Here is a 4164-nt window from a genome sequence, read left to right as displayed (position 1 = left end):
ATGTCACCCTTCCGGCGGGCCGCGCTCGCCGCTCGCCGCTGGTTGTCGTCGTCCATGGCGGGCCTTACGACCGAGACGCGTGGGGCTTTTCGCCCCTGCATCAATGGTTGGCGAGCCGCGGCTATGCCGTACTGAGCGTCAATTTCCGCGGCTCGACCGGCTTCGGCAAAGCCTTCACCAATGCAGCTGATCGAGAGTGGGGCGGCCGCATGCAGGATGACCTGGACGATGGCGTGGCTTGGGCGGTGAAGGAGGGCATTGCCGATCCTGACCGGGTCGGGCTTTTTGGAGCTAGCTATGGCGGCTACGCCGCCCTGATGGCTGCGGCGAGGAGCCCCGATCTTTACAACTGCTTCATCGATATCTGCGGCCCTTCGGACCTTCTGTCCTTCATCGCGCGAATACCGCCTTACTGGCACAGCTGGTTTGCCATGATCCTACGCCGGCTGGCGGACCCCGCGACCATGGAGGGACGAAAATGGCTCCAGGAACGCTCGCCGCTTGTTCATGTCGAGCAAATGATCCGTCCGATGTTGATTGCGCAAGGACTGCGCGACGTTCGCGTCAGTCCTGCCGAGTCAAGGAACGTCGCGCACGCCCTGCTGCGAAGGAACGTGCCGGTGACCTTGGTCACTTTTCCCGATGAAGGCCATTTCTTGGTAGGCCAGCGCAATCGTATCGCTTTGATGGCCGTCGCGGAACAATTCCTGGCGTGTCATCTCGGTGGCTCACACGAGCTGTTGGGTGATGATCTGCAAGGGTCCAGTCTCACGGTCGAGATCGGCGGCGAGTGGCTAAGGCCGCTTTCCTAAATGCGCAAAACAGCTCGAAGTGTCTGGAACAACAGATGGCGATGTTCAGCCGCCGATCGTGTCGAGCGAGCCGATGAGCGCAGCGTAGAGGACCGCTTCCTCAACGCCGTCAACGTCAAGCAGATCGTTCATCTCGTCGTCGACGAAACCACCCACAGGACACACGCCAAGGCGAAGGGCGGTCGCCGCGAGGCAGATATTCTGCATGACGTGACCAGCTTCCAAGAGCGAAAAACGATAGGCCCGCTCACCGTATTTGATTTTGGAGCGGCCGAATACCGCCGTCAGGACGAAGACGGCCGCAGCGTTGTCGACCGCCTCGGGAATGAACACGGCCTGCTTTATCGATGCTAGGCAGTCCGCTCTGCCAAGTTCGCACAGGGCATGCGAGCGCGGATCGTAGTGATAGAGACCGGCTGGCAACTGCTCCACACGAGCGACTACCACATAGAGTTCGAGTGGATAGAGCCCGCCGCCTGACGGCACGCAGCGTCTCTGTCCCTTGTCCGGCGTGCCCAGCGCGTAAAACGCCAGGTCCGATACACACTGGAGATCAATCTCCTCACCCGAGTAGCTGCGCCCCGATCGACGCGCCGTCATGATATCCCAGATGCTATCTGTCTCAGCCGTGCGTGGATCGGGCAATGCAATGCGGGGAGCATAGATGTATCGCTTGAATCCCGACGGGGCGACGAGAGCAGATTGCGGGCTCTGCGCAATCCGCGGCGCGGATCGGCTGATCCTGCTGTTCTCATGAAACAGCTCCGAGATGGAGAACAGGTTGCGTTCACCTAGAAGCCGGCCTCGGATTTTGGCTATGTCAGTCCCATGAGGGTCGGGCATGAGTGACCTTTGCGAGATCGATTAGGGGAAAGGATGTGGGTGGAGGTTGATCTGCTTGCTCGCACGATCGGCATATTCGGCGCTGGTGGCGCGAACACTGATCCTGTGCAGGCCGCTGCCAAAATAGAGCGGCTGCGCACCTGGAATGATCGCGCGGAATACATGCAGCCCGCACTCTCTGATATCCGGGGAGGTCACATCGACTACAACGACCTCCAGCCCGGCGCGCGCAATGCGTTCGACACAATGCGTAATCGAATCGAGTATGTCGGTGGGCCAGTCATGATCTTGCGGTATCTCGGTTTCACACGAAGAGGAGAGGACGAATTCGAAGGCCTGGCGGTTTTCCGGCAAGAGGGGCCATAGGACGTGCTCCTCGATCTGCGCAATGTCCTCAAGCGAGGGGTTGGGCAGATGCGTCCCTTTATCGACAAGGCTGTTCACCCATAACAAGCATTGCGCCAGTTCGGTGAGCGCACCAACGGCCGCGCGACTGGCGACCAGATTAGCGCATGAGGAAAACGTCGCGCCGGGCTTTCCGGCCATGGGCACATCGGAGACGGCAATATAGGCGGGAATCGCAAGATCGGTCGTGACGTCGAGCAAGGTGACGTGACCTTCGATCGGTCCGAAGCGGGCAAGCGTCTCCCGCACCACCTTTGGGGTCCGCGATTCGATGACGGTCTTCGGCGGACGACGGCTTTGAAGCCACATGAGCATCGCGGCGTCGCGCTCCACCACCTCGCAGATGGCCGAAAGGATCGCTTCCTCCGCCGTGTTGCCGCAGGCCAAACCCGTCGTGATCTGTTGCACCACCGGCATTTCTCCGGCGCGACTTATGTACGGTTGATAGACCGCGAATGCCGGAACGAGGATCGGCTGTTTGCGTGTGAGCGAGAAGCCCATGACCCAGCCGATCGTGTCATCGGGCCGCAGGGCGCAATAGCCGAAACCGGCCCGTGCCAACTGGACCTCGTCATACAGCGAGAGCGACCAGGGTGAAACCGCAGTAGCCGACACGGCGCTGATGGGGCGATAAATGACCTCATCGTAGGGAACATAAGCGGCGGAATACCGTTCGACCGCCTCGCCGATCGCCCCGACAAGCGCCTGGTCGCGCACAAGTGACGTGGAGCCGCTGATCGGGCTTTCCGAGGGAAATCCGAAACGACTGTAGTCGCTGGACAGCGCTCCGCAACCAAATATCCTTGGCGAGTCGGGGGCGCATGGCGCCTCGTGCAGGATCTTTATGACCCCTGTCTCATCGTCGACAAGCCTGAGCGCCTTGCGCAGGGTATCCTCGATCGGCGATGCCAAGTGGTGGTGAAGCTGCATTCGCAACTCTCCGGATGCTGCCGTGCTCAGCCGACTGACCGCGTTTCGGTGGGGATGATGTCCCATATCTTGGTTGGTCTGCGGTCCCTTAATCGTGAGCATGCCGGGCATCTCGGCAGCTTCAGCACCTCATGGACGCTCCGTTCCATCGTCGGAAGGTCGATATTGATGATGCGCCCCGCCGCTGCCGAAAGATGCTCGCCGGCAAGGACGCGTAACAAGTCCAAGGCGACGAAATTCCCCACGATACCCGCGAAAGGAAGAAGGGACGGCCAGATGTCGCGTCTGCCGTTCAGTTCTTTCCAATGACGGTAGAGTGCCTCGTGATCTTCCGGATGATCCGCGTTGGCCCGACTGCGGGCTTCGAAGCACGCGAAACACGCGGTCTGGTTTGGAATGACGAACGGGCCGATGATGGCGCGTTGTCGATCGATCCTGGCCGAAACCCAAGGCACGCCATGTTTGATACACACTTCGTTCGCTCGGTCGTAGCCGCTCATCGACATGGTGTCGCTCAAGACCGCAACGACGCTTGCAGCCGCGACCGTCTCTTCCCAGCCTGCTGCATCGTCGATAGTCGTCGGTATCGTCACGATGCGGCATGCGTATTGCTTGCGCAACAACAGTTCGGTCTTCTCTGCTTCCGACGCTTTGGCCTCTTCGGGGCCGCCCGATCGGGTCGAAAGCGTGGCGCCCTCGACAAGAACGAGCGTCCCGACGCCGGAGGCTGCGAGCATGGTGGCAACGATTTTGCCGACATCCCCAAGTCCCGTAACCACCACGGTCGATTGCGCCAGTCGTGTTGCCGCCTGACTGGCGCTCGCGCCGTATAGAGACCAGTACGCGCAGTCCTTGCTCGACAGCATGACCGCGTCATCTTCTCGTCCGTGCTGTGCCGCCTTGCCCAAGAAACCCTTCTGTTGGATCAGTGTCAGGAAGTCTTCGATCTCCGGCCGCAATGTCTCGTCGAATTTGGCCGCCAGGTCCTCAATCCCATGCCTTCCGTCGAGCAGCGGAAGAAGCAACGGAAGGACGACCGCAACGAAATCACCCGAGAGCATCACACTTCCCGTGAACGAGCGCAGGAGGACTTTTCCATCCTCAACGGGAACGATGTCCACGCCATACTGTAGGCGGGGAAAGGACGGAATGGACAAAGGCTTGTTCATAGGTC

At 60.3% G+C, this 4164-nt stretch carries 4 protein-coding genes; 1 reads left to right on the top strand and 3 read right to left on the bottom strand.

The window, feature by feature from the left end; all coding sequences use genetic code 11:
- Positions 1 to 812: alpha/beta fold hydrolase (locus tag EOA86_RS24755; RefSeq protein ID WP_164891954.1), on the top strand; the 812-nt coding region annotated here is incomplete at its 5' end.
- Positions 813 to 857: 45 nt separating this feature from the next.
- On the opposite strand, the gene EOA86_RS24750 is transcribed toward EOA86_RS24755, so the two are convergent.
- From EOA86_RS24750 to EOA86_RS24740, 3 genes are all read right to left on the bottom strand, one after another.
- Positions 858 to 1412 (bottom strand): SagB/ThcOx family dehydrogenase, encoded by a 555-nt coding sequence (locus EOA86_RS24750; RefSeq protein WP_164759545.1) that lies wholly within the window; start codon positions 1410 to 1412, stop codon positions 858 to 860.
- A 264-nt stretch (positions 1413 to 1676) separates the two neighbouring features.
- Positions 1677 to 2972: a YcaO-like family protein gene (locus tag EOA86_RS24745; protein ID WP_164891953.1), complete on the bottom strand. Its 1296-nt coding sequence runs from the start codon at positions 2970 to 2972 to the stop codon at positions 1677 to 1679.
- Between the two features lie 44 nt (positions 2973 to 3016).
- Positions 3017 to 4164 (bottom strand): TOMM precursor leader peptide-binding protein (locus tag EOA86_RS24740; protein WP_206630123.1); only part of this gene is annotated, 1148 nt, incomplete at its 5' end.

Source organism: Mesorhizobium sp. M5C.F.Ca.IN.020.32.2.1 (assembly GCF_004023105.1).
Lineage (GTDB): Bacteria > Pseudomonadota > Alphaproteobacteria > Rhizobiales > Rhizobiaceae > Mesorhizobium > Mesorhizobium wenxiniae.
Note: the sequence above shows the minus strand (reverse complement) of the source record. Positions and strands in the feature narration are given on the sequence as shown.

Excerpts from the sequence above, each read along its gene's own strand:
- EOA86_RS24750 (WP_164759545.1), bottom strand. The coding sequence starts at position 1,412 with ATGACGGCGCGTCGATCGGGGCGCAGCTACTCGGGTGAGGAGATTGAT.